Source organism: Leptolyngbya sp. FACHB-1624, assembly GCF_047649235.1.
GTDB lineage: Bacteria > Cyanobacteriota > Cyanobacteriia > Leptolyngbyales > Leptolyngbyaceae > Leptolyngbya > Leptolyngbya boryana.
This window is the reverse complement of the sequence record NZ_CP180258.1, coordinates 6,327,234-6,351,990: the sequence shown is the minus strand read 5'-3', so window position 1 is coordinate 6,351,990 and position 24,757 is coordinate 6,327,234. Positions and strand designations below refer to the sequence as shown.

Annotated in this window: 28 protein-coding genes and 1 pseudogene; 8 read left to right on the top strand and 21 right to left on the bottom strand. The window is 46.9% G+C overall.

Features of this window, described 5'->3' with window-relative positions:
• Positions 1-248: 248 nt before the first annotated feature.
• Positions 249-1,040: an IS5 family transposase gene (locus ACMUEV_RS30225; protein WP_415354614.1), complete on the bottom strand. Its 792-nt coding sequence runs from the start codon at positions 1,038-1,040 to the stop codon at positions 249-251.
• 12 nt (positions 1,041-1,052) lie between these two features.
• Here ACMUEV_RS30225 and ACMUEV_RS30220 point away from each other — a divergent pair, with 12 nt between their 5' ends.
• The 3 genes from ACMUEV_RS30220 (at position 1,053) to ACMUEV_RS30210 (ending at position 3,335) form a co-directional block, all read left to right on the top strand.
• Positions 1,053-1,454 carry an ester cyclase gene (locus tag ACMUEV_RS30220; protein ID WP_415354720.1) on the top strand — a complete coding sequence of 134 codons (402 nt, stop codon included), beginning with the start codon at positions 1,053-1,055 and terminating at the stop codon, positions 1,452-1,454.
• A 65-nt stretch (positions 1,455-1,519) separates the two neighbouring features.
• A complete protein-coding gene (locus ACMUEV_RS30215) occupies positions 1,520-2,428 on the top strand; it encodes an SDR family oxidoreductase (protein ID WP_415354719.1) in 909 nt (302 codons plus the stop codon).
• 115 nt (positions 2,429-2,543) lie between these two features.
• Positions 2,544-3,335 (top strand): IS5 family transposase, encoded by a 792-nt coding sequence (locus ACMUEV_RS30210; protein WP_415354614.1) that lies wholly within the window; start codon positions 2,544-2,546, stop codon positions 3,333-3,335.
• 32 nt (positions 3,336-3,367) lie between these two features.
• Here the strand turns inward: ACMUEV_RS30210 and ACMUEV_RS30205 are convergent, their stop codons facing one another.
• The 14 genes from ACMUEV_RS30205 to ACMUEV_RS30140 form a co-directional block, all read right to left on the bottom strand.
• Positions 3,368-3,517, bottom strand: a complete 150-nt coding sequence (locus ACMUEV_RS30205; protein ID WP_199329724.1) for a hypothetical protein — start codon at positions 3,515-3,517, stop codon at positions 3,368-3,370.
• A gap of 66 nt (positions 3,518-3,583) precedes the next feature.
• Positions 3,584-3,985, bottom strand: a complete 402-nt coding sequence (locus ACMUEV_RS30200) for a RidA family protein (RefSeq protein WP_190653386.1) — start codon at positions 3,983-3,985, stop codon at positions 3,584-3,586.
• Positions 3,986-4,211: 226 nt separating this feature from the next.
• Positions 4,212-4,520, bottom strand: coding sequence for a hypothetical protein (locus ACMUEV_RS30195; protein ID WP_017285487.1), 309 nt, complete (start codon positions 4,518-4,520; stop codon positions 4,212-4,214).
• Positions 4,521-4,627: 107 nt separating this feature from the next.
• Positions 4,628-5,323, bottom strand: a complete 696-nt coding sequence (locus tag ACMUEV_RS30190; protein ID WP_190653387.1) for a stage II sporulation protein M — start codon at positions 5,321-5,323, stop codon at positions 4,628-4,630.
• Between the two features lie 53 nt (positions 5,324-5,376).
• Entirely contained in the window at positions 5,377-6,168 is a 792-nt protein-coding gene (locus tag ACMUEV_RS30185; RefSeq protein ID WP_190653388.1) for a CPBP family intramembrane glutamic endopeptidase, read from the bottom strand.
• A gap of 28 nt (positions 6,169-6,196) precedes the next feature.
• Complete coding sequence (locus ACMUEV_RS30180) at positions 6,197-6,919, bottom strand: CPBP family intramembrane glutamic endopeptidase (protein WP_190653389.1); 723 nt, start codon at positions 6,917-6,919, stop codon at positions 6,197-6,199.
• Between the two features lie 35 nt (positions 6,920-6,954).
• Positions 6,955-7,917 carry a CPBP family intramembrane glutamic endopeptidase gene (locus ACMUEV_RS30175; protein ID WP_190653390.1) on the bottom strand — a complete coding sequence of 321 codons (963 nt, stop codon included), beginning with the start codon at positions 7,915-7,917 and terminating at the stop codon, positions 6,955-6,957.
• A gap of 51 nt (positions 7,918-7,968) precedes the next feature.
• Complete coding sequence (locus ACMUEV_RS30170; protein WP_026148303.1) at positions 7,969-8,256, bottom strand: hypothetical protein; 288 nt, start codon at positions 8,254-8,256, stop codon at positions 7,969-7,971.
• A gap of 47 nt (positions 8,257-8,303) precedes the next feature.
• Complete coding sequence (locus ACMUEV_RS30165) at positions 8,304-8,759, bottom strand: peptidoglycan-binding domain-containing protein (RefSeq protein WP_348251651.1); 456 nt, start codon at positions 8,757-8,759, stop codon at positions 8,304-8,306.
• A 65-nt stretch (positions 8,760-8,824) separates the two neighbouring features.
• Positions 8,825-9,382, bottom strand: coding sequence for a DsbA family protein (locus ACMUEV_RS30160; protein WP_190653391.1), 558 nt, complete (start codon positions 9,380-9,382; stop codon positions 8,825-8,827).
• A gap of 104 nt (positions 9,383-9,486) precedes the next feature.
• A complete protein-coding gene (locus tag ACMUEV_RS30155) occupies positions 9,487-10,167 on the bottom strand; it encodes a GOLPH3/VPS74 family protein (RefSeq protein WP_190653392.1) in 681 nt (226 codons plus the stop codon).
• 331 nt (positions 10,168-10,498) lie between these two features.
• A complete protein-coding gene (locus ACMUEV_RS30150; RefSeq protein ID WP_190653393.1) occupies positions 10,499-10,936 on the bottom strand; it encodes an RDD family protein in 438 nt (145 codons plus the stop codon).
• A 463-nt stretch (positions 10,937-11,399) separates the two neighbouring features.
• Positions 11,400-12,059, bottom strand: coding sequence for a response regulator (locus ACMUEV_RS30145; protein WP_268242457.1), 660 nt, complete (start codon positions 12,057-12,059; stop codon positions 11,400-11,402).
• The gene (locus ACMUEV_RS30140) at positions 12,056-14,347 is read right to left on the bottom strand and encodes a PAS domain S-box protein (RefSeq protein ID WP_190653394.1); all 2,292 of its coding nucleotides are present in this window, start codon (positions 14,345-14,347) and stop codon (positions 12,056-12,058) included. Before ACMUEV_RS30140 ends, ACMUEV_RS30145 begins: the two co-directional genes overlap by 4 nt.
• A 542-nt stretch (positions 14,348-14,889) precedes the next feature.
• Between ACMUEV_RS30140 and ACMUEV_RS30135 the strand changes: the two genes are divergently transcribed.
• The gene (locus ACMUEV_RS30135; RefSeq protein ID WP_190653407.1) at positions 14,890-15,048 is read left to right on the top strand and encodes a hypothetical protein; all 159 of its coding nucleotides are present in this window, start codon (positions 14,890-14,892) and stop codon (positions 15,046-15,048) included.
• Between the two features lie 163 nt (positions 15,049-15,211).
• On the opposite strand, the gene ACMUEV_RS30130 is transcribed toward ACMUEV_RS30135, so the two are convergent.
• Complete coding sequence (locus ACMUEV_RS30130; RefSeq protein ID WP_190653395.1) at positions 15,212-15,547, bottom strand: TipAS antibiotic-recognition domain-containing protein; 336 nt, start codon at positions 15,545-15,547, stop codon at positions 15,212-15,214.
• An 89-nt stretch (positions 15,548-15,636) separates the two neighbouring features.
• Here ACMUEV_RS30130 and ACMUEV_RS30125 point away from each other — a divergent pair.
• Positions 15,637-16,289: pseudogene (locus tag ACMUEV_RS30125) on the top strand (IS1 family transposase); the annotation flags it as partial.
• A gap of 89 nt (positions 16,290-16,378) precedes the next feature.
• Here ACMUEV_RS30125 and ACMUEV_RS30120 read toward each other — a convergent pair.
• On the bottom strand, positions 16,379-17,620 hold the full coding sequence (locus tag ACMUEV_RS30120; RefSeq protein ID WP_190653397.1) for a GAF domain-containing sensor histidine kinase: 1,242 nt from the start codon (positions 17,618-17,620) through the stop codon (positions 16,379-16,381).
• Positions 17,621-17,759: 139 nt separating this feature from the next.
• Positions 17,760-18,359 (bottom strand): Crp/Fnr family transcriptional regulator, encoded by a 600-nt coding sequence (locus ACMUEV_RS30115; RefSeq protein WP_190653398.1) that lies wholly within the window; start codon positions 18,357-18,359, stop codon positions 17,760-17,762.
• 322 nt (positions 18,360-18,681) lie between these two features.
• Between ACMUEV_RS30115 and ACMUEV_RS30110 the strand changes: the two genes are divergently transcribed.
• Positions 18,682-19,713, top strand: coding sequence for a sensor histidine kinase (locus ACMUEV_RS30110; protein WP_242044814.1), 1,032 nt, complete (start codon positions 18,682-18,684; stop codon positions 19,711-19,713).
• A complete protein-coding gene (locus ACMUEV_RS30105) occupies positions 19,710-20,396 on the top strand; it encodes a response regulator transcription factor (RefSeq protein WP_415354718.1) in 687 nt (228 codons plus the stop codon). Before ACMUEV_RS30110 ends, ACMUEV_RS30105 begins: the two co-directional genes overlap by 4 nt.
• A gap of 112 nt (positions 20,397-20,508) precedes the next feature.
• Here ACMUEV_RS30105 and ACMUEV_RS30100 read toward each other — a convergent pair whose 3' ends face one another.
• From ACMUEV_RS30100 to ACMUEV_RS30090, 3 genes are all read right to left on the bottom strand, one after another.
• Positions 20,509-22,779, bottom strand: a complete 2,271-nt coding sequence (locus tag ACMUEV_RS30100) for a glycosyltransferase (RefSeq protein ID WP_190653401.1) — start codon at positions 22,777-22,779, stop codon at positions 20,509-20,511.
• A gap of 360 nt (positions 22,780-23,139) precedes the next feature.
• Entirely contained in the window at positions 23,140-23,628 is a 489-nt protein-coding gene (locus tag ACMUEV_RS30095) for a hypothetical protein (protein ID WP_190653402.1), read from the bottom strand.
• A 148-nt stretch (positions 23,629-23,776) separates the two neighbouring features.
• The gene (locus ACMUEV_RS30090; RefSeq protein WP_190653403.1) at positions 23,777-24,121 is read right to left on the bottom strand and encodes a hypothetical protein; all 345 of its coding nucleotides are present in this window, start codon (positions 24,119-24,121) and stop codon (positions 23,777-23,779) included.
• 211 nt (positions 24,122-24,332) lie between these two features.
• Between ACMUEV_RS30090 and ACMUEV_RS30085 the strand changes: the two genes are divergently transcribed.
• On the top strand, positions 24,333-24,719 hold the full coding sequence (locus ACMUEV_RS30085) for a hypothetical protein (protein WP_199329725.1): 387 nt from the start codon (positions 24,333-24,335) through the stop codon (positions 24,717-24,719).
• Positions 24,720-24,757 lie beyond the last annotated feature (38 nt).

Sequence of the window (24,757 nt, the reverse complement as noted above, 5' to 3'; positions counted from 1 at the left end):
TTCTGGAACCCTGGCAACTTCTTCTACACTAACGCCGAAATATGACAGGGGGTGTCATGAAGTCGCCCTTATGCTGTGAGCATGACCGTTGGAGGAAAGCTAATGACGACCAATGACACGCTTGAACGCAACAAAGCCATCTATCGACGTTATATCCAACAGGTATTTAACAAAGGGAGAGTGGATCTGTTGGATGAGCTTCTGTCTCCGTCTTAGAGGGTGTTTTAAAAGTCGGAGTCGGTCAAATTTTATGCCAATCTCCTAACCATGATCCGAATCATTGCTAAGTAAATCCAAGTCTCTGAAGTTTCTGGAAGTAACTCATAATCCCGAACTAAGCGACGACAGTGCATCAGCCAGCCCAGAGTTCGTTCCACCACCCATCGCTTTTTGAGCAGGACAAAGCCTTTGGTTTGTTCCGGGCGTAAGACCACTTGGACAATCCAACGACAGATGGTGACCACCCAGTGCATAAAGGGAAAGCCATCGAAGCCGCCATCCACCCAAATCGTGTGTAGACGAGACACGGCTTTCCCGCGTTGTCGCACCCGCTGGAGAACAGTTTTGCCGCCGGCGCGTTCTGGGGTGCTGGCAGCAGTGACAAAGACCCGTAAGATCAATCCCAGCGTATCGACCGTGATGAATCGCTTGCGCCCTTTGATCACCTTACCTGCATCAAATCCGATTGCTGCATGCACTCCTGCCGCACTTTTCACGCTTTGGCTATCGACAATTGCTTCAGATGGGCTCGGAGAGCGCCCGACTTCGATGCGGATGCAGCGATAGAGACGGTCGTGAATGCTCAACCAGGTTCCATCCTTACGCCAATTACGAAAGTAAGTGTAGACCGTTTGCCAAGCTGGAAAATCTCCAGGTAACGCTCGCCACCGCACTCCTTCGACTAAAACATAAAAAATTGCATTGAGAATGTCCCATAAGTCTACTTCTCGCGGTCGTCCCCCTGGTTTTGCATCAGGTAGCAGGTCGCTCAACAATTCATATTGGGCAGGAGTGAGGTTACTGGGATACGATTTACTCATGTAGCTCTCTCGGTGCTGTGCTTTTACGTATTTACAGCTTATGACCGGAGAGCTTTTTTACAGCCTCAATTGTCTTTTAAAACATCCTCTTATGTTTATCATGAAGCACCACCCGGAACGTTACCAGGGGCTGAGGGGATTAGGCAAGTCGTGTCTATGTTTCGTGCCGCGTTTCCTGACCTAGAGATGACGATCGACGACCAAATTGCTGAAGGCGATCAAGTTTGCTCACGCGCCACTACGTGCGGAACGCATCAGGGAGAAATCTTTGGGATACCTGCAACAGGCAACGTCGTAGCAATGACGGGGATGACGATCGTGCGAATTGTTGACGGTCGGATCACCGATAGCTGGGTAAAAAATGATGTGATGGGACTGATAAACCAACTCAATGCTGGCTCTGCATCTCGATAAGCAAATGAACTATCCCAAGAACAGTGAATTGAATTTACTTTTTAGAACAATTTTGAGAGGTCATTATGCAACCACTAAAAGATAAAGTAGCGATCGTGGCGGGAGGCACTCGTGGAGCAGGGCGAGGCATTGCAACCGAACTGGGTGCAGCCGGAGCGATCGTGTATGTGACAGGACGAAGCACCCGTACCCAACGATCAGATTACGATCGCCCAGAAACCATCGAGGAAACCGCAGAGTTAGTGACTCAAGCTGGTGGAAAGGGCATTGCCGTTCAAGTGGATCATTTAGACCCAGAACAGGTGCGATCGCTTATCGTTCGTGTGGAGCAAGAGCAAGGGCGGTTAGATATTTTGGTAAATGATATTGGAGCAGAACATTTTGCCGAGTTTGATAAACCCATTTGGGAAGTTGATTTAGACCGGGGATTACGCCTGTTACGATCGGCGATTGAGACTCATCTCATTACCAGTCACTTTGCCCTGCCACTGCTGATCCAGAATCCAGGAGGATTCGTCGTTGAACTCACCGATGGAACAGCAGATTACAACAATCAGCACTATCGGCAAGCCTTAATTTATGATGTCGCAAAGAATGCAATTATTCGGATGGCGTGGGCATTAGCGCAAGAGCTTCAACCGCATGGCTGTACAGCAGTGTGCCTGACTCCCGGTTGGTTGCGATCGGAAATGATGCTGGATAGTTTTGGTGTGAGTGAAGCGAACTGGCAGGATGCGACAGTCAAGGAACCGCACTTCATCGTTTCCGAAACACCCCACTTTGTTGGACGTGCCGTTGCTCATCTGGCGGTTGATCCGGAGGTCGCCCGTTGGAATGGTCAATCGCTTTCCAGTGGTCAACTTGCTAAAGTGTATGGTTTTACTGATTTGGATGGTTCTCAACCGGATGCTTGGCGTTACATTCAGGAGGTAACAGAAATGGGCAAACCTGCTGATGCAACTGGATACCGATGAGATCAGCACTTACTCTGATTCTCTCAGAGGATGTTTTAAAAGACAATTGAGGCTGTAAAAAAGCTCTCCGGTCATAAGCTGTAAATACGTAAAAGCACAGCACCGAGAGAGCTACATGAGTAAATCGTATCCCAGTAACCTCACTCCTGCCCAATATGAATTGTTGAGCGACCTGCTACCTGATGCAAAACCAGGGGGACGACCGCGAGAAGTAGACTTATGGGACATTCTCAATGCAATTTTTTATGTTTTAGTCGAAGGAGTGCGGTGGCGAGCGTTACCTGGAGATTTTCCAGCTTGGCAAACGGTCTACACTTACTTTCGTAATTGGCGTAAGGATGGAACCTGGTTGAGCATTCACGACCGTCTCTATCGCTGCATCCGCATCGAAGTCGGGCGCTCTCCGAGCCCATCTGAAGCAATTGTCGATAGCCAAAGCGTGAAAAGTGCGGCAGGAGTGCATGCAGCAATCGGATTTGATGCAGGTAAGGTGATCAAAGGGCGCAAGCGATTCATCACGGTCGATACGCTGGGATTGATCTTACGGGTCTTTGTCACTGCTGCCAGCACCCCAGAACGCGCCGGCGGCAAAACTGTTCTCCAGCGGGTGCGACAACGCGGGAAAGCCGTGTCTCGTCTACACACGATTTGGGTGGATGGCGGCTTCGATGGCTTTCCCTTTATGCACTGGGTGGTCACCATCTGTCGTTGGATTGTCCAAGTGGTCTTACGCCCGGAACAAACCAAAGGCTTTGTCCTGCTCAAAAAGCGATGGGTGGTGGAACGAACTCTGGGCTGGCTGATGCACTGTCGTCGCTTAGTTCGGGATTATGAGTTACTTCCAGAAACTTCAGAGACTTGGATTTACTTAGCAATGATTCGGATCATGGTTAGGAGATTGGCATAAAATTTGACCGACTCCGACTTTTAAAACACCCTCTAAGGTGGGCGATCGCCCGAACACGGTTCCAGAACGTCTAGTGCATCAGGATCGTTGTCGTCGGTGCAGAACGACAAAAATCTTTCATAGTTGCCTTGGGCGATCGCCGCGTTTGCCGCTTCTAAGATGGCTTTACTGTTGTCTGACATCTAAATTTCTCCTCTGTTCAAGTGGATACTTTAACGGAGCCGCCTCTGCTGCCACTGGTACGAAACTCATGGAACAATTGCAGTAACGCGGATTTCAATTCGCATCGTTGGAAGTCCAAGAGCCGCGACTCCTACCTGTGTCCAAATTGGGGCATGGTTGGGCATGTAATGGCGATATAGTCTGACCATCACATCGTTAACCTCTGGGGGCAACCCGCCAACATGGTAAGAATTGACGTGGACAACGTGTTCCCAACCTGCCCCGGCAGTTGCCAGGGTTTGCTCCACGTTCCGAAACGCCTGAGCAATCTCGTCCGCGAACGATTCAGGAATTTGTAGGTTGTCATTCCAGCCACCTTGACCGGATGTCTCTACGCGATCGCCAATCTTTACCGCTTGCGAGTAATGCAAGTTATTCAGCATGTATTCCCCATAGCCGGGGGTAACAAAAAACTCGGGCTTATTCATGGTGTTCCTTGTTCTGATTTAGATACTAATGTTCAGGATTTACTTGCCATGTAATCACAATGATTTCTGCAAGTATTAAGACGGCTAATAGCCACGAAAACGCTTGTAACATGGCTTCCATCGTCCAGTTCTGACTCTCAAGCGCGATCGCCGTCAGGCAAACTCCGAGCGCTAGATACAGGAAAGTAAACCAGGTAGATCATTTCATTACTTTCTCCGATGAAGCTTATTCTCTGTACCAGACACGCACACATTGAAAGCAATTGATTGCAAGACCCTGGCTGATCATCACTGGGTGGAAAGCATTACTGGTCGTCACTCCGTAGACATCATCACTGGTGCCTTCGATGCGATCGGGTAAAACAACGGTTTCAACATTGATTACCTGTATCGTTGTACTTTCGATCCACTGATTTACAGTACTAACAACATCAGAGAAGGATTCATAATCGGAAGCTCCGCCGAAGGGTCCCCGTTCAGTAATTCGAGGCGCAAAATCTTTGTACTTAATCAAAGCCACTTCATCTTGTCTCATTCTGCTTCTCCTGTTTTAATCAAGACCGACTTTCAGCCCAAAATCACACTGCGAACAGTCTGTAAAACTCTTCACAGTAAAGTTTTGTGGGCAGTATCACCTACTGGCTACAACAACCATTGGGTCAGCGGAGGAACCAGGTAGCGCAGCGAGAACGCCTCCCAGATCGCGCCGACGATGAACAGTGGGAGCGTGGATAGACTTAGCCAACCGAACTGTTGCAGCCCACGGACGTAACCCTGACGATGGTTCCGAGTGCCGATGGTGGCGGGGCGAACCCAAGACCGACCCAGGATATATGCGCCAAACATCAGGAGGGCGTAAGCTTGGAATTCGATGAGTATTGTCAGCGAGTGCGGGATCAGTGCCACCGCCATCATCTTGGTAGTCGGAGCCATTGCTAAACCCAGAGTGAACGTCTTATACGCAAACATGGCGATACCAGCAAAGGGAACGATCAGCGAAGGGAGCACGATCCACAGCGCGCCGGTCGTGAGGTTAACTCCCAGGATAGTCAGCGAGAACAGCCAGGGGTTATTGAATAGAGATCGGACAAGAGCCGCCGTTCCGTTGTCTTCCAGGATGGCTGCTTGAGTTGCGCTCAGGTTGGGGAAGACCATCGCCACTACCAACCCGATGATGACTAAGCCATACACAATGGCGTTGATAGTGAGGTAGGCGCGAAAATTAGTGCCAATGATCTGAAGGGGTTTGCGAAGAAACCGCCGAAGCGGGTTTTTGGCACTAGGAGTAAGCGATCGTTGTGGAGACTGGTCTTTGGTGGCGATCGTTTTGCGTGACATGTTTTAGCTCCAATATTGGGTGATGGATACAGTGATGCTTGCCAGCAAAAAGCTTAGGCAGATCTTGCCAGCAAAAGGCTAAGAGCAAAGGAAAAGGCATGAAAGCTGACATGGGATAACATCGCAGCCTCAAGCGAGTATTGCCAAAAGAGCCAACCAAACGCAATGCCAGCAATCCCATTGAGTAAGATCGCTCGGATAATCACAAGCGGAGTGAGTGGAACTACTGCGGCAGTCGCTGGCAGGTGTAGCAGTCCAAATACCAACGCGGCTAGAACGATCGCACCTTGATAAATTCCTTGACTTGGCAGCGTAACGCCTTGTTTTAGACCTTTCCACGCGATCCAAACAAGCAACGACATTAAACCCCAACGCATCAAAATTTCCTCAGTGATGCCGCCATAGAACATTGCTGTGAGCAAATTCAACCAACTTCGTTCTGTATTATTGGCTGCCCGTAGTGCTTCAGGTAGGGCAGGTTGCATCAACCGATCGAGCAAAAAGAGAACGAGCGCCGCCGCTGCGCCCACACCCAAACTCCACTTCATCTCAACAGCAAAAGATAGAGACTTAGTGGTATGAAACACCCAATGATCAACCAAATGGGAGCGTAATCCAACACGGTAGGCACAACCAATGCCGATCAGAATGCTGATTGCCAGTAGAACTGAATACTGTAGTCCTTGCAGAAGCATTAAAATCCACAATGGAGGCACTTTTTCCATTGTTTCTGGAGACAGTTTCGCTAACTGTTGCTCGATTAAAGGAATAGACGTGACCGTAAACATCACAATTCCCACACTGCCCAATACAAATAAAATCCCGAATTGTTTCAGAATTGCCATTGGTTTAATCTCCAGATGCTCTGTCCTATTAGCTCATGCCAGCAATTATCATCACTGGGATTGTAGGCAAATTGAAAACGACGTGAACAACGACAGCAGTCCAAATTGATCCGCTATGGCGGAAGATCTCGGCAGTAGCGAGACCAGCCACTATAGCTGCGGGAAAGACAATGTTGATGCCATGAACAAGGGCAAAGATCAGGGTGCTACCCACAACCCCAATGAAAGGACCATAGCGCAGCAGCGCGTTGGTGACGACCCCCCGAAAGAGCAACTCCTCGCCGAGGGGCGTGACGATTCCAAGGAAAAATGTTGCTAAAACCAAAGATAGTACTCCGCCGCTACCGCCCTCTGCGTACACACTCTGGACACTGTTATTGTTCCCGGTGATCTGAATCCAACCCAGAACTGCCAGCCCTTTGAGTACGAAGGCAACCAGTCCGACTCCGATCGCGATGAGGAACCAGCGCTTAGAGACCGGACGCAAACCAAAGGCGTTCAGGGAACGAATCCGCAGTAGCACTGCTACTGCAAATCCGGCAATTCCAGCGATACCAGAGAGCGCGGTGAAGACCAGTCCGTAAACCACGGGGTTAAGACCGAGCCGCTTGAGTTGCGAGCCAACCCCGATTCCAACGATCGCGAAGACGACAAGACCGACGGCGATTTCAGACCAACCCGGACGAGAGGCACGGTTTGGTGCGATCGCGGCAGGGGTCTTTTGTGGGTGGTTAGAAGACACTTTGGACATGGTGATGAACTCCTTTGATCGAGTTGCTGATGGGTTCAGGAATCGACGGGTTCGGCTGCCTTGTCACGCTTGAACACCTTGTAAGAGATCGCCAGGAAGACGGGAATCAGCACGAGAGAGGTGATGTCGTAGAATCTTGCGTGGTACTCACTGATGCTGAATAGGGCTGGCGCGGAGAAGAAGCTTCCAGACCAGTTGAACAAGAGAAAATACGCGATGTTGTTGGCAAAGTGTGCGCCGATCGCAAGCTCGGTCGTGCCGTCGATCAATGAAACGATTGCATACAGCAGACCCGTGCCGACGAAGATTCCGACGAACATCCCGATCCAGCCACCCTCCTGTGACTCTGGGTTAGTGGCGTGCGGCAGGGTGAAGATCACGGCTGAGACGATCGCCAGAAACACACGGTTCGACCAGATTAGGCTTGCACCCTGCACAATGTACCCGCGAAAGAAAAGCTCCTCGGTGGTCGTCTGGATTGCAGTGAGGATTAGCGCGATCGGTACAAAGAGCGCGAACGTCTTGAGGTCGGAGTTGAAGGAGAAGCTATTGGGGTAGAGGAGGTATTGCCCCAGTCCAGCGAGCAGAACCCACGGCACGAACCCAGCCACGAAGCCGTGACCGACGCGAGTCCAACTGATCTGCTCCCGCGCCGTGATCAGCGTCCGGGGATGGCGCTGGTGGATGAGGGTGACGGCGATGAGAATTCCTGCGAGGAACGCCGGAAAACCCGCCATGGACACGACGAAGCCCCCCACAGGACCAAACGCCGCGAAATCCAGCCGACCAAGCGCTGCGGCACCCTCTTTGCCGCCGAGCGCCAGCGCGACAAGCGCACTGGCAAAGTTGGCGACGACCATCCATGCAAAGAGGATAATCATCAGCCCCAGAACATACCGCCACCACCGATACTTACCCCACCCAGCAGCCTCGACGTAAGTCGCGTCTTTAACTTCCGTTCCGATTCTCGGCGTTCCTTTGGTTGCTTTGAATCTCATCTTTGTCTCCTTAACTTTTGTGTGGATGTAGTGCCTGGATCTGACCGCTAGTTACGTGGGAGAACGCTTACACTGAATTGCTTTCACATTTCGTAGATAGCTCAACTCAGGCTCAAAATCCGTAGGACAGAAAGCATACACAATGTCCTGAGGTTGGCTAATGACTAAACGGTAAGCGGGTGGAATTCCTTCAGAACTTTCAATTACTTCAATTCTGGGAATCACCTGTGGACTAATTTGAGCTAGAGATGGGAAACTGAACAGCAACAATAGGCTGACCAGTATTGTTGCTGAAATAACTCGCGGGGATTGTTGAAGCCTGGACAGAATCTTATTCATTAGAAGTGTCCTTATGAGTTTTTTCGGAAGTTTTTCTGAATGATTAATTAGGATTTCCAGGGAAGCGGCGATCGATAGGGATTCTCCCGCATATCCAGCACTTCCCAAGTCATAGGGTTGACCTGTCCTGTGACGGAGATGTCGTAGCGTTGTTGTAAATCTCTCACCGCAGACTCTGTAATCGCACCAAATACACCATCAACAGCAGCACCATTGGGAGTTCCTAACCTGACTCCGGCAGCATGCAAAAAACCATTATCCGAGAGAATTTGCTGCAACATTTGTACCTCTCTACCACGATCGCCCCGTCTTAGGGTTGGCAACGTCAGATCCGTGTAGGCGGTTGCAACGAGAATAGGAGATTGTTGCGGTGGAGGGGTGGCGATCGCTGGGTGCGTTCGTGAACTCCCAATCACTCCTGTCACCGTGATGATTGATAGAGTAGTTTTAGCAAATATCGCAGTGATTCTAGATAATCGTCGTATTGTGGTTAATTGCATCATCTTTCTCCTATTTGTCGCTATGAATGATTTGCATCGTGTAAGCGAACCTGTTTTGAGGGTATTCCTTAATGACTTGCAGCAATCATAGCTGTCGTCAATTCTGTTATTTTCCAGCGTCTGGTATAGCGAATGTTGTTGATAAATAGGGCTGGAGCCGTTTTTACTCCACTGTGTATTCCACCTTCGATATCTTCATTGATGCGATCGATATGGACATGTTTAGACAAGTCTTTGAGAAACTGCGGAATATCAAGCTCCAAATCGTTGGCGTATTCTAGAAGGTAGCCGTTCTCTAACTTCTGTTGATGAACAAATAAAGTATCGTGCATTGACCAAAACTGTCCCTGGGCAGCGGCGGCTTCAGCAACTTCGGCGGCTCGTTGAGCATGAGGATGAATCTGTGTTTGCGGAAAATGACGGAAGACAAAGCATAAATAATCTTCTCCAAGAGAAGCACTATGCTCTTGTTTGAGCCGTTTAATCAGCTTGTAAGCGTCCGCACTTTTAGGGTCTTGATAGTCTCCATACATCACCAACACAACCTTTGCACTCAGCACACCTTGCATCCAATCTTGGGTTGAAGGAGGGACAAGTAAGGGACTGTGACTACTATCGTCGTTCATTTTTCTACGTTTGCATCAAGCAGCAATACTCTGGACAAGTCTGATAGAAAAGCTTTCCTGTCAAAAATTGTCCGAACGATTGTTCTATACAACCCCTAACGATTTCATCTGACATTGACTGCACCCAGAGTCGCGGCTGTTTGAACGGTGAAAATTGCTTTTGAAACTGCTTTGCCGACCAACTCCCCTTCTGCGATCGCCTTAATTCGCGATCGTGCTTCAGGACGTGCTTCAGGCGTGAACACCGCATCGGTCAGGTGAGAGGCTTGCATCAAACTAATCAATGCTGCCATTCGAGAATTCAGTCCAATGCCTTCTAATACGGCTGCACGAACTTGCTGGACAATCTCGCGTTGAATGGATTCATCGGTGAGAAAATATCGCTGCGTTGGGAACAGTCCAAGAATGCGTTGCTCTTGTCGTTCTAAAACCCCTAAATCAACTAAGTTCTGCAACACAATCGTTTGAATGCCCAGGTATCTTCGTCTCCAGCGAGTCACCCAGAACCTTGCAGTTCGAGGACGAGACGATGCTAGAACCTCACTGAGGCGTTGATCTAAGAATTCATTGCCTGTGTTGCCTGTGATTCCTGCGGAGTTGCGCAAAGCGCTAATCGCACCGATCACACGATTATCGTTGTCGATCTCAAGTTTGCCTTGCAGTACTAAGTCTAGTAATAAAGAACCGACCAAGCCATAGTCGAGTGCAGAGTACCAAGAAAAGCGAGTTTTCCCAGTTTGGGGATTGAGTGCAAGAAGGATTAAGTCCTGTGAAAGATATTGCATGATGAATTCATGATTGAGGTGTGCTGCGGTTCCTTCGGAGTTGCGCCTCGGCACTAATCCCAAGTTGGATGCCGAAAGGTGAGGATCTTAAACGGCTTCTGTCTATATGCCTGTGCGATCAAAAAAGGAACATAGTCAGGGGCAGAGCATTGAAGCAGGGAACCTTGCTATAAAAGCTGGGAAAAACCTGATGATTTAGGACATGCCTAGCGTAAGCAACTTGAACATTAGCTGAATCACTTTGAGTCGGTGACTGATGCGTTAGCGTAACGCGAGGAACTTTTGTCAGCAGTCAGAGTTTAATACTCACCGTTATCTCCTGGTTCAACGTTTATCCTTTCAGCACGACCGTATTAAAAATCTTGTCGTGCCAAGTTTGCTGCTGTTCATCGACAAAGAACCAGAGGTAACCTAAACAAAAGATCAGACTACTCAGATAGTATCCGATCGAACCGCGCAAACCCGCTACTACAAAAGACAAAGAACTGTAATTAACTTTAACAACTCGGATATTCATCATTCCCATTCCAATAGATCGTTCTCGACGACTCCAAAAGTAACCAAAGTACAAAAAATGCCCAAGCCAGAGAACAAGCAAAAATCCGATCAAGCCCAGAGACAGTAATAAGTCGGGAATTTGTATCTGACTCCGGTTATAGACTCCAGCAGCTAATCCAATCGCAAACATCGCTAGCGAATAGAGAATTATAAGAATCGCTTGATCAATCAACCAAGCCAAAAAACGTTGCAAAAAGTTTGCCTGAGGCACCTTTATACTCCTATTTCAATAGTTCCCAAAGTCTATCTAAGGCGAGTTCGGGATAAGAAATCACTCAATACGCTTTGGCGAATTCCAACCGCCGAGCGCTCAGGAATTATCTCGAACTTACATTAGCGTAGGTTCTGCTAGCAGCGAGCAAATTCATCTAGAACTAAACGAGAGAGTTGCGATTGCAATCATTCAAACGCCCCTTCTTGATAGGAATAGTCCGACGGCTCGTAGTAGATGGCTACATCAGTCAGTTGAATTAGCGCATTGCCACTCCGGTCATAAATTTATTTTCTGACTGTATAACTGTTTGCATAAATTCAATATAGGAAATTGCCTTCAGTCCGTCGTCTACAGTGGGTTGAATTTTTTACAGTACAAATTGATAGAGTGCCCCTGCGATCTCAAAGTAGAAGACTGGTTATAACTTAAGTTAGAATCCGAATTCGATCGAAAGTACACTCTACAAACTGACAATGCCGCGTTTAACGGCAACAATCACAGCTTGAGTGCGATCGCCCACATCTAACTTATTCAAAATCCGATTCACATGAGATTTAACCGTACCTTCACCAATACTCAAAGCAGTGGCAATCTCAGCATTACTCATTCCCTGGGACAGTGAGCGGAGTACTTCTAGTTCTCGTTCACTCAGTTCTGGATTGCTGAGGCGCTGTGCTAACTTTGCTCCCACATCTGGCGGAATATACTGCTGACCCCGATGGACGGTGCGAATCGCATTCAGAAGCTCGTCCGGTTCAGTTTCTTTCAACAGATATCCTTTGGCTCCTGCCTGCAATCCCCGATAGATATCTTCGTCACTATCATAGGTGGTCAGCACAATAATCCGAGCCGATTTAGCGATCGCACAAATTGCAGCAATGGCGGCAACGCCTTCCACTTCCGGCATTCGCAGATCCATCAGCGTGACATCCGGTTGGTGTTCCTCAAATAGCGCGATCGCTTGTTCCCCATTTTCAGCTTGGGCAATCACGTTCATCTCTGGATCACGGTTAATAATCGTGGCTAATCCTTGCCGAAAAATAGCATGATCGTCTGCAATTAGAACTCGAATTGGGGGTATGGGGTGTGAGGTGTGGGGTGTGGGGTGTGGAGTAGTCACTGGTTATACACTCCAACTACCACAACAATCTCTGTTCCTTGTCCAGGCTGACTCCGAATCGTGAGTTGTGCGCCGATGCGCTCTGCTCGTTCGCTCATGCCGAGTAAGCCAAATCCCTCAGAAGATGGAATACTGCCCACTCCAAAGCCCTGTCCATTGTCTTTCACGCGCAAGCAAAATTGATCACGATCGTAAACTAGCTCCACTCGAATTTCGTTAGCATGGGCGTGTTTAATCGCATTGGTTAAGGCTTCCTGCCCAATCCGCAGTAGATTACTCTCAACTTCACTCGGTAGAGCATACACTGCACCCTCAATCTCATAATACAAAGTGGTATCTAGTGCGGCAGTTCTGAGTTGAGCGACGAGACGATGGAGAGCACTCTGTAAACTGCCTTCCTCTAAAAGCTGAGGACGGAGCGCCACAACCGATCGCCGTGCTTCAGTCAGTCCAGTTCGCGCCAATTCTTTGATCAGGTCTAGGTGCGCCTGGGTTGCTTCTACATCATCCGTTAGCACCTGGTTTGCCGCTCCGACTTGAGCCAGAATGCCTGTAAACGACTGAGCAAGGGTGTCGTGAATCTCGCGTGCCATACGGTTGCGTTCTTCCAGAATCGATGCGGCTTCTGCTTGCTTTTGTGGCGTAATATCTCGCGCCAACCAAATCACCTGCTCATGCCGAATCGGGGAAATGCGAGCCGAAAACCAGATTTCTCGTCCAGCTATCCACTGACTGTATTCAACTGTAAGTACTTGTTGAGTTCTCAACACCTGCTGAATATAACTCAGGAATTCATCGGCTTGTTCCCTGTCATAGAGTCGATGCAGTGTCTTACCAATATACTCCTCCCGATATAACTCTCCATAGGACGGATTCCCTTTGATTGCACAGATCAATTGCCCCTCACCATTGAAGATACACATTGGATCGGGAATGGCTGAAAAGAGCGATCGCAGTTCTGCTTCAGAGGTTTGCAACGCGACTTCTGCCTGTTTACGATCGCTAATATCCGCAATCACTCCTTCGATGTAGTCATCCCCTGTATTCAGATAAGAAGAGAAAAGCCCCCAAAAGACTGTCCCATCTCGTTTTCGCATCTGTGCTTCATAGCTTCGCACTTCCCCATCCCGCTTCATCACCTCGATGCCTTGTTGGCGATCTCTGAGATTGACCCAGTAGCCTGTAGTGTGTTCAATCCCAATCATCTCCTGGGGTGAATCAAAGCCAAACAGATCGGCAAAGCGTTGATTAGCATCGAGAATTAATCCATCACCGATACGAGTACGGTAGATACCAACCTGCGAGTTTGCAAAGATGTTGCGGAACTTAGCTTCACTGCGTTGTAATGCCTCTTCTGCTTGTCTACGCTGAGTGGTGTCATTGCCCACCGATAAGATTTCAACGACATCTCCCTGGTCATTAAAAATAGCTTGATTCGACCAGACCATCCAAATGCGCCGACCGTCTCGACACAGGTTTTCACCCTCGCCTTGCGGGTACGATTTGGGATTGCGAAGTAAATCATGGACAAAGGGTTTAACATCGCGTCCAGAGATTTCGATGTCTGGAATGATGGTTTCAAATAAGGTTCGCCCTAAAATCTGATGTTCTTCATAGCCCAGAAGTTTTATCCCATAATCATTGATGTAGCGAATCCGTCCTTGCGGATCGTAGCGAATGATGACTGAATTCGCGGTTTGTAGCAGGTTGCGATAATTTGCTTCACTTTGTCGTAATGCGTCTTCTGTTCGTTCGCGATCGATGATCTCCTGCTGTAGGGCTTGAGTTTGTTCTTCTAGTTTCTTTTCCAGTGTTTCGGCATAGTTTGCTAACCGTTCATACTGCCGAGTATTTTCTAGTGAAATTGTTGCCTGAGCTATCAACAGTTCAAGAATTTGTAAGCGATCGCGGGTAAACACTCCGGTACTGAGATTGTTCTCTAGATAAAGGATGCCGATCAGCTGACGTTGCTGAAGAATTGGCATACACAGGAGAGATCGCGTCTGGTGGTGTTGGATGTAAGGAGCAGTTGAAAAAGACAATTCGGTGACTGCATCATCAAGCACTAAAGTTTCTTGAGTGCGTTCTACCGAGTGAATGACGGAGACAGGAATCGTTGCACAATCAGCAACAGCAAGCTTTTCCAGGTCACACTGTCTATTTCCGCTGCATTGAGCGACTACAATGAGTTGATCCTCTTCCAAGAGAATCAGAGCGCCCCTTTCGGCTCCTGCATATTCGATCACCCCCTGCATCAATGTGGCTGTTAATTGCTCAAGATGGATCATTAAATGCTCCTCCGACGAAGGACTGTCAGCCACCTCCCAAAGTATATCGCTTGACAAAATCCAGAAAATTAAGCTTCTGGACGAATTTTTTGAAGGTTTTCCAATGGTTGCATTAAAGCCTTGAATGATGAGATATAGTTTGTCAGATTCTTAAGCCATTAGCGAACCTACTTGGAGATTATCCCCGTGAGGCGTTTGAACTGTTGTGTCAGATGGCTTTAACTAAAGAAACCAACTTATAAGCCGATGCCTACGTCAACATCTCTCTAACAGGAGGAATTTTGCCAATCTGTAAGCAGATCATTCATCAAGGGCTGCTGTTGTCTCAGTCTAACTGATGTTTTGAGAGAGACAAATGTGGTAACACCGATGTCAGCAAGCAGGGCATGAGTTTGCCAGAAACTTTATCCATTCTCACGCAGTTTCCGACGAGTTCGATACGATCGATAAAGCAGCAATTTTTAAGACTCAAGCGATCACTACCAGGATTTGAACTTCAGGACCACAATTAATCGACAACCTCAAATGCGGAGGAATCAGTGATGGGAAATTCACAACGTAGCATGGGTGCGAGTATTGCTTTGGGTTTATCGATTGGAGTTACAATTGGATTAATCGTAGAAAATCTTGTTTTTGGAATCGGCATTGGTTTAGCTGTTGCGATCGCTCTTAATCTTGTGCTTGAGCAAAGTAAAAGATAAATCTCAACAGAGGCATAATATGTCTTTTGCCATTGGACTGAGCCTCATTACCCACCTGTTTTTTCCCGTTGCTGGTTTAGTTGGGCTGTGGCGAGGAAATGAACTCAGCGCTCTTAATGCCCTATAGTGGGCGATCGCAAGCAAATCAGACCGCCCACTTCTATCACTCGGATTGCTCCAGAGCAGATCTAGCTCTGGCCAAATATTCCATCATCGCTGCATCGACCATTCCTCGACTAACCACTTCAGGCTGCTCCTGTTGCCACATCCGGTTTAAGGCTTGTTCAACTCCAGGATCACCTCCTGTAAACGCTTGGATTAATTCAATTGATCGTCGCGCTAGAGCTTTAACGGGTGCGGCGGTTAGATCAGTCCCTTTCGCCATCTCTACCTGGACTTGATCAAATAAATCTTGCCAGTCAGCTTGAACTTGCTGAATCCGTTCTTCGCCTAATGATTCCTGATATGCCGCGTCAATTACAAACCGGGTTCGCGACAATTATACTGAGATGCGATCGCTGTATATTTGCAAGGATTTGAGCATTTGTTCTAATTGACGCGAAGCCCAAAAGTAATTGACGCGGCACAGAAGGCAGCAGTCTACGCGGGGTGAGTCGGATCACTGGACTCGCTTACAACACAGTCGTCAGCATTGTTCGAGCAGCGAGTCAGAGAGCGCAACTGGTACATAATGCAGAAGTTCAAGCGGTCGAAACAAGCGAGGTCAGTGCTGATGAACTGTAGTCATTTGTCTCAAAAAACAAAAGCAATGCTTGAGCCAAGAGCGAGAAACTGGAGATTGCTGGATTGGACTGAGCTTGGCGAACAGCAGTGGATTAATTTTGGCTGCACGAGTCGGTCAACACAATGATGAACTGCTTGAGCAGTTAGTGATGAACACCGAAGGTAAAACAAACTGCAAGCGATTCAATAGTGACGATTGGGGCGGCTATGAGCGAGTCTTACCTCTCGAAATTCAGCACCACATCGGCAAAGATAAAACACAGCGATTAGAGCGGATTAATGGGATAGTTCGACAACAAACCGGAAGATGGCATCGACGACAGAACAAGTTTGGCAAGGTGTGGGAACAGACGAAAGTCACTACCCGGTTAGTCATGAGCTACTTCAATTGGATCTGGCAGCACAGCCGCTTCAAATCCACTGCAGCACAACGGGCAGGATTAACAGTTCGTTCTTGGGCGTGGTACGATATAGCAACTTATCCCACATTATCCTGATGCACTACCGATTATCGATTGCTGTTAAATCGCACGTTACTTTTAGCCTCAAATCATTGCAGAAGGAGATTGAACTTGATGAGGTTCATTTAAGGCACGATTGACAATTGAACGCTTACAGTTGTGCCTGCTGCAGAAGAATGAATGGTCAATTCTCCATCATGTGCGGTGATAATTCGCTTTACGATCGCGAGTCCTAATCCTGTTCCAGAAGGCTTCGTAGAACAGAAAGGTGTTGTTAGGTGAGGTAAGATTTCTGGCGGAATGGGTTCTCCATTGTTATGAATATGGATGCAAACTCGCTCTGAATGGAGGGAGCTAATCTCACACCTGATCTTTTCTCCAGGCGAGATTGCTTCAAAAGCATTCCGAACTAGATTGATAAAGACCTGCTTGAGCTTATCTCGATCGGCGGAAATGTGAATGTCCGGTTGTGTGAAGGTTAATTCTATCTGACGATCAGTTGCTTCGGGCATGTCCTTAAGTTGTATGAGCAGCTCGCTCAAAAAGTCGCCAAGATTCAACCTGGAGCGCTTCAAGACCTGCGGCTTTGTGTAGAGCAAGATTTCAGTGAGTAACTGCTTCAGACGTTGAGATTCATTGAGAGCTAAGGCTAATCGTTTTTGATCAGAGGTGTTAAGCAATCGTTTTTTGGCATAGTTCAACCCCATCTCGATCGTGGTGAGAGGATTGCGAATCTCATGAATAATTAAGGCTGTGAATTCTCCAATCTCAGCTAGGCGTTCCTGTGTTGCCAATTTTGATTGGATTGCTTGTAGTTCTCTCAGCCCAGTCGCAATTTCCTGCTCTAAACGTTGATCGCTCAATCGTTTCTGCTGGTAGAGTTGATAGTTCTCGATCGCCATTGCTGTGCGTTCTGCAAGCGATTGAACGATCGAGATCTGTTCTGAACTGTGTTGACAAGGATGCTGATGAAATGCGTAAAGCGTTCCGATGACTCTGCCATAGATAGTTCGCAGTGGTACTCCCAGAGAATAAGTGTAGCTGCCGAGTTGCTCTTGATGGTCGAGGTGGTGTTCTACATCATCAATGTGCTGAAGCAATCCATGCTGAAGTAGAATTGCCGAAAGTTCTGTATGAAAAGAAGATTCAGGGCCTGCTTCATGGAGAAGCGGGTGGCTGGCAAGAATTTGCCAATCTCCTTCCTCGCAGATAGTTATAATTGTCCAGTTTGAGTTCAACAATTGACAAACTTCACGGGTAATTCCATGCAAGTATCGACTTAAGATATAAGCTTGATCGTTCAATTCCGCTAAAGATTCCAGAACATACCGCTGTTGTTCAACTGATTGGCTGTTCTGTAAATTCATAAGCGCGTCTCCACACCAAAAAAATGATGTTAATGAGCGTAGAACAAAGCCTATGCCTACGTCTTTGATTGAAATCAAGCTTGAGAAATTTTTAGGTTGTCTTAAGAATTTCTCCTTCGCGAAGCGTTAGTATCTGCGCTCACTTGTTGAGTTGAATCATGCGTTTTGTTCGAGTAATGATCCCCTCTTTCTGGAGTTGTTTTAGGGTGCGAGATAAGCTTTCAGGACTCACACCTAAATCTTGTGCAATTACCCTCATCGATCGATGAAACTGCATGATTTCTTTACCTGAATCCGCCATGTAGCGAAGATAGTGTAAAATTCGTTCGCGCGTAGACCGAATTCCACGAATTTCTAACATGATCTTGGTTTGGTGTAATCGATGTGCGAGAAGTTCCATAAATGCACTAGACAGTGCAGGATCTTGTTGCAGTGCTGGCCAAAACTCCGATTTGGGAAATCGGGCGACTCGTGCTGGTTCTTCTACGATCGCAGTGCATACATAAGATTCCTTAAACAGAGCAATTTCTGCAAAGATTTCTCCAGCATGAACTCGATAATGGTCGATTTCTTGACCTTCATTCGTGTAATGGAGCAGTCGAATGGTGCCTGACTGTAGAGCAAAGATGGAGTGAGCGGGATCATTTTGGTAGAAGAGATAGTCTCCTAGTGCTAAGTCCTGATAGGTTACAATCGAGCGAAAATGAGACAAAAGCTCTTCGACATCCAAAAAAATCATAGAATTGCAAAACAGAACGAATTAGCTTAAGTAAGCAATTTAACTACTATTGCTAGAATTGCTTAATTCAAGATGAGAGACACGTAAGAACTGGATAAAATATAAAAGATAATATCTAATTCTTAAGAAGTCGCTGAGTTTTGTCGAGTAACCGTATCTCAAGAATTTCATATCATTAGCCGCATTTTGAGCATTTCAGCTTAATGTGGAATGAATCCTCTCTAGGTAATGAGTGAAGTCGATGAATCCGCTGGGTCAAGGTTCAAATCGGTGGAGTAGAAGGCGAAAATGGCTTGATTTCGCCTCATTACAGGTTCGGCTGATGGTCGTAGTGATTGTGATTTGCGCGATCGCACTTGCTAGCTATAAATTGTTCAGTCATTGGAGCATCCAAACGGTGCTAATGATGCACTCCGAGCAACTGACGATCGCGCAATTTTTAACGATTACAGAACAACTCGCAACACTCAGTCTGCTTGTGATCAGCGCAATGGCTGCCACGATTCTAGGGGGGATTTGGCTACTCCTCCGTCCCTTGAAGCAATTTCAGTATTGGGTGCAAACGACAACTACTGTTGCTCAGTTAACGATCTTTAATGCACGTGCTGCCCCTAGCGAGATTCGGACTTTAGCACAGGCATGGGATGAACTCCTCAGCCAGCGAGCAGCCGTCAAACAGCAGCAGCGTCAATTTATCAGCGATGTGGCTCATGAACTGCGATCGCCGTTAAGTACGGTCTATGGTTATCTTCAACGTACTGTCAGACGAATCCCCAATCTATCCGTGTCTCAGCAAGAAAGTCTTGAAATGGCGACTTCGGAAGCCGAGCGGATGACGCTGATTTTACAGGATTTAATTAGTCTCGCACGAGCGGAAAGTTTTGATAGTACTCTTGCTCAAGAACCACTCATTCTCAATGAATTTGTGCGGGACATTTCCAGCATGACAGAAAAGTTTGATCATCCGAATATTCAGACTGAAATCGCTCCGATGCCTATTCGAGTGCAGACGCATCGGGATTACTTAATGCAGGTGCTAGATCATCTCATCCAGAATGCGGTTCGATATTCTGATCCCAATTCACCGGTTTTGATTCGACTCAAGCAAGTTGACAATTTCGCAGTGATTCAAGTGATCGATCGTGGTGAAGGGATTCCTCCATCCGATCAAGTGATGATTTTTGAACCTTTTCATCGCATTGATCCCTCGCGTAGTCGAGCAACGGGAGGAACAGGACTAGGACTTGCGATCGTCAAGACTTTGATCGAAAAGATGGGAGGCACGCTTTCTCTCGATTCTGAGCCTGGGGTTGGCACAACCTTCACATTGACCTTACCGATATTAGGACGATGAGGATGAGCATTCCCCACATTCTGATTGTCGAAGACGAGGTGCAACTTGCACGGTTTATTGCCCTAGAGTTAGAAAGTGAAGGCTATCAGGTGAGTGTTGCCCACGATGGCATGAATGGATTAATGCTGGCTCGTGAAATATCTCCTGACTTGGCGTTGCTCGATTGGATGCTACCGGGTCTATCAGGGATTGAACTTTGCCGCCGATTGCGATCGACTGGGTTTAAAGCACCGATCATCTTTTTGACTGCAAAAGACGAAGTGGGTGATCGGGTTGCAGGACTGGATGCTGGAGCAGATGATTATGTTGTTAAGCCCTTTAGCATTGAGGAATTGATTGCGAGAGTTCGCGCTCATCTGCGTCGAAATCAAGAGACGGATGAAGAAGTCTTGCAGTTTGGAACGTTAAGGCTCAACCACAAAACACGAGAGGTTTATCGGGGAGGACGATCGATTGAATTAACCGCAAAAGAGTTTGATTTACTAGAGTACTTTTTGCGGCATCCTCGCCAAGTTCTGACGCGCGATCAAATTCTCGAAACAGTATGGGGATATGATTTTGTTGGAGACTCTAACATCATTGAGGTGTATGTTCGATATTTGCGCTTGAAGCTAGAAGGATCGCACGAACCCCGCTTAATTCATACGATACGAGGAGTTGGCTACGCTTTGCGAGAAGATTAGGATTTACCCGTGATTAAAGTCCCATCATTAATCACAGTCACTTGCTCAGGGCTGAAAGTTGGGGCAAATGTTCATTAGGACTATATTTTCAAGCATTAACCTGAGTTGATAGCTAAGGCGATACTTGAGCCACAGAAACTATGCTCGCTCTTGCAGTTCGATCGAAGATCACACGAGGTTTCAGTAAAACCTGAAAGAGTAGCCAGAGCGATCGCAGTTCTCCCGGAGCACATTGACTACGCCACTGTCCAGGACGACAATATAGCATTTGGATCAAACATCGCTCCTGTTCAAGTGAGAGGGGTTCAAAGTGAATGTGCAAGAGCGGAAACTCACTGCTTGAAGGGCGATCTTCTACTTGAGTGACCTGTGCTGGCAGTGTAAGATCCTCTTCTAGAAAGTCTACTTGAATTCGAGAATCTTTTGGAGTAATTTGTTGAGTTATCGCGATCGTTGCTCCAACTTCTGAAATTCCTGTCGTAAAGCCCCATCTGACTTGATCCCCAATCTGTACCTTGAGAGTACGACGCAGATCGAACTCATCATAAGCGTGAGGTCGAGGCACATCAATTAGAATCAGCAATGCAATGCTGAGCGTGAGTAGATTAAAAATGCTCCAGATCCAACCGAGATCGACCCCTTTCATCTGATTCGCAATATCGTCTGTCATCGGCTGCCATGCTCCCATTAGAATTGCATAGCCTAAGTTCATCCACAAACTCATTGCAGTTGCGATGAAAAAGATGATCAAAGGTGCAGCCAATCTCCAGTTAAACTGAAAGCGATCGCGACTCGTTCCTTTAGGGGTCACCCGAAATTCCTGCCCAAAAGGATTAAGCATCACTTGAATCACAGTCAAAGCCAGTGGAAACGCGAGTACCAAAGCATAAAGATCTGCTAGGAAAGCAGACCGAGATCGATGATTGAGCCAAGAGAAAGTTGTGATCTGAACGAGGTAAAACGGCAGAAAGTAATACAAAATTTCAGCATTTGTCGCTCTGACTGGAATGATGTGCAAAAACGCATAAGCAATGGGAAACAAGAGAAATCCAACGCGCGAAAGACTGGTAAACCAATGTAAAATTCCCTCTAAATGAGCAAGCCGTTGCATCGGACGCAATCCTTTAATTGTAAGTGGATTTGCATCGACAAAAAAAGCTTGCAGCGTCCCTCGTGCCCACCGTAATCTCTGAAGTGCTTGGGCTGCAATACTCTCTGCTGCAAGACCTGCGCTCAATTTTTCATTGAGATAGATCAATCGATAGCCTTTCGCAGCTAATCGAATTCCGGTATAGTAGTCTTCGCTCAAGGCTCCTGTAAAAAAATATCCTGCTTCAATCAAAGCAGAGCGCCGCACTACAAACGAAGTTCCAGCACAGATAACGCCCCCAGCAGCATCCCGAATAGGTTGAATTTGCCGATAAAAGACTTCCTCTTCTGGTGTCAGAATATCTTCTAATCCAAGGTTTCGAGCAATTGGATCAGCATTGTAAAATGTCTGTGGGGTTTGGACTAGACCGACTGTTGAATCTTGAAAAAAGCCGACTGTACGAGTGAGAAAGTTCTGAGTCGGAATAAAATCAGCATCAAATACAGCGATCAGTTCACCACTTGTTTGAGGAATGGCATGATTTAGGTTCCCTGCTTTTGCATGCCGATTATCTGGTCGAGTGAGGTACTGACAGCCAAGTTCGAGACAGAGATCTCTGATTTCAGGTCGTCTACGATCGTCGAGCAAATACACACTTTTAGCAGAATAATTTAATGCTTGACACCCTATGATTGTGCGTCTCAAGATAAACGCTGGCTCGTTATAAGTGGGAATCAAGATATCGACATGAGGCACATAGCTCTGGTTTAGAACTGCGATCGACAGTTGATCTGCTTCTGGCTTTCTATCTCTGACTCTTAGCAACAGGATAAGCTGAATCATGCTGCCACTCAGGATAAGGAGTTCTAACAAGAATAACCCCAGGCTAAAAACACCATCCAACGGATTACTAAAATTGAGCGTAGACAGCGATCGCCAAACAAAATAGCGAATCATCAAAATCCCTAAAACAGCCACCACAAGTACTCTCGACCAGGGCTGAGGACGTGGCGAAATCTTTGTAATCGCGAAGACTAGGAACGTTAAGAGTACTGCCCAAGCCAAAAGATACTCGCCAGCTACCATCGGAACCATCAACCAACCCGGCGGAGTCTGCTGAATCTGATTTAGCCGCTCAAATAACGTCGGAATTGCCCCCTGCCCAGCAAACCAAGCAGTAACGATGAGTGCTGAGATCGCAACAACGCCTAGCATGATCAAAGTGGCGGATTGGGGGAGTTGTAGATTGTTCCGATTAAACCCTAGAAACATCGATCGAGCATACTGCTTCATCTTTCTACTTCACTTTTAGATTGCGATATATCAGAGTATGCAGCGCAAAAATGAGTGTTTCCTGAGAATTTCCTGAAAACATCTAGAATGTAGTGATATTGTAATTTTTCTAATGGATAGAGCTAACGTTTTGGGAAGATGGATGAGCTTAGCTCATCATCTATACGATTCTAAGTGTGAGACTGGGTGAGTGAGATCTAATGACAGAAGTCTCGCTCAGGCTCTTGAAAAGTTGTAATCATACAAAAGTTGTAGTCATACAAAGAGCCGCAGAAAGTGTCGAACTAATTTTCAAAAAATGGACAAAGCCATAAGTCTAGGGCTTTGTCCAACATTGGTGCAAACGTGGAAACAACTCAATTATTGATGGCTTGGAACTTGAATGCGGGCTGTGCCAATTGGAATTTCCGTATTAATGCCAGCCTGTTTCGCTGTGATACGGTAGAGCAAGATCTCGCCTTGTTCCATTGCAGTATCTCCATTGGTAAAATCAAGCTCGATCGTACGCCCTGGAGTCACAGGTTGATCGAAGACGACTGCCACTCTGCTTTCAGCCCGACTGATCTTTGCAGGGATCGTTTTACCTGATTCGTCCGTGACAGTGATGCTACTGAATTCTGCCATTTGTGGAGGAATCAGCACCATCAAATCTTCGAGAGACATTCCAAGCACCATGACACGGATCAGGTGATGTTCGCCTCGAAGACCAGAACTACTGATAAAAGGAGCATTGAAGCTAAATGACATCGCGGACTGAGGCAAAATTACAGGAGCCGTTGCAGTAGCAGGAAGGCTTGCTGCAATGGCTAACGCGATCGTAGAGAAGCTAACTAAGGCAAACCGTTTCATAGGATTCTCCCAGATACAAAGGATGGCTGAATGCAACGGACTGTAGAGTAATAAGATTGCATTTTCCTAGGATGAAGTACGAAGCTTTAGAGAGTCTGAGAGTCAGCTTAAAGTTAGCTGAGAGATTGAAAATCATCCTAACTCATTCTCAATGCAGATTGATTTCTCGCAGTTGATTATCCAAAGCATTCAAGTAGCCACGATTGTTTAACGTGGAATCGGGGAGTAGATGCATTGCGATCGCAGCTTGTACGATATCTTTGTTTGAGACTTTCCCTGAAGAGTGATCTTGAATCAGTCCCCCATAACCACTGATTCCCTGACTTTTGAAATATCCTCGATAAGCAAAGGTAGCAAGATCGGCGGGTGTAAGTCTAATGACTTCTTGAGCGATTGTCATGTTCATCGCTTCCTTAGTTTGAGCGATCGCGCTTGCTCCTGAGAAACTAGAGAACAGCATCAGCAGGAATGATATTTGTAGAAAACGTTTCATTGTGTGACATCCTCAACGGGTTGATATCAGATCAGCATGACAAATCTACCTGAATGAGGTCTGATAAGACCATGAGAATTGACTGAGGACTTAAAAAAATCGTTGAATCTTTTCTACAGAAAAACTCAGAGAGTTTTTAAGTGAATCTCAGCTTCTACTCAGGATTGCTACTTATGCTGGAGTTGAGTGGACGTATAAGGAACTCACCAAAATGACCAAGATGAAATTTCCCGTTTTGCTAACAACAGCAACCTTGATGAGTATGGTTACGCTATGGGATGCTCCGCTAAAAACATTGAGTCCTCAATTGGTACAAGCATCTGCCGCAGAAATGAAAGATAGTACTGGGTTAACTGCTCAACAAAAAATTGCTAGGGTGACCCAGCATAAAGGGCAGTTTGGGGGTGGCGATGAACTGAGACGATACTTTTTTGGCGATCTAGAACCCCTGGGAGTGCAGCCTGGAGGTGCAGGAATGGTTGTCAATCTCTACAACAAGGCAAACAATACTACCTTTTCCTATTGTGCAACTTATGATGTGGTTGTCGCTGTAAAAACAGGTAGAGTTGCACAGTTTCCGGCTAGCGAAGTCAAATAATCGCATTGTATGTCGGGGACACTCTGTTGCATTGCACC